1 protein-coding gene is annotated in these 868 nt (G+C 65.8%); it reads left to right on the top strand.

Annotation, left to right across the window (positions count from 1 at the left end; genetic code table 11):
- Positions 1 to 868 (top strand): condensation domain-containing protein (locus AC4PR2_RS29240; RefSeq protein ID WP_492176092.1); only part of this gene is annotated, 868 nt, incomplete at both ends.

Here is an 868-nt window from a genome sequence, read left to right as displayed (position 1 = left end):
CAGGGGGCGCAGAGCCAGGCAGCGTACGAAGCGCCGCAGGGTGAACACGAAACGCTGCTGGCGGCGATCTGGCGCGAGCTGCTGAACGTGGAGCAGGTAGGTCGCCACGATAACTTCTTCGAACTGGGAGGGCACTCGCTGTTGGCGGTACGTCTGACTAACCGTCTGCAGCAGGTGGAATGGCAGCTGCCGTTGCAGACCCTGTTCGCCAACCCGACGCTGCTGGCGTTGGCGCAGCAACTGCGGAGAACCGATGAGGCGCTGCCGCCGATCGAGGCTATGCCACGCGGCGCCGAGTTGCCGCTGTCGTTTGCCCAGCAGCGTTTGTGGTTCCTGACGCAGTTGGAAGGCCTGAGTGAAACTTACCATATTCCTCTGGCGCTGAGCCTGCGCGGCGAGCTGGATCTGCCCGCCTGGCGGCAGAGCCTGGATGCGCTCTATGCCCGCCACGAAGCGTTGCGCAGCCGGTTTGTCACCGTCGAGGGGCAGCCGCAGGCGCACATTCTGCCGGCAGACGCGCTGCCGTTGACGGTTCACGATCTGCGTGGGCGGCAGGATGCTCAGAGCCAGGCGCGGCAACTGGCGCAGCGCCTGACGGAGGCGCCTTTCGATTTGACGCAGGGGCCGCTGGTGCGCGCCGCGCTGATCCGCCTGGCGGATGAGGAACATCTGTTCCTGCTCACCTGTCATCACATCGTCTCCGACGGTTGGTCGACCGGCATTCTGCTGCGTGAACTGGGGGCGTTGTACGGCGCTTTCCGTCGTAGCGATGTCGATCCGCTGCCGCCGCTGACGCTGCAATACCCGGATTACGCCGCCTGGCAGCGTCGCTATCTGACGCCGGAGCGGCTGGCGGCGCAGGCGCAAT

This window comes from Serratia sp. A07 (genome assembly GCF_058725505.1).
This window is presented reverse-complemented; position numbering and strand designations above follow the sequence as displayed.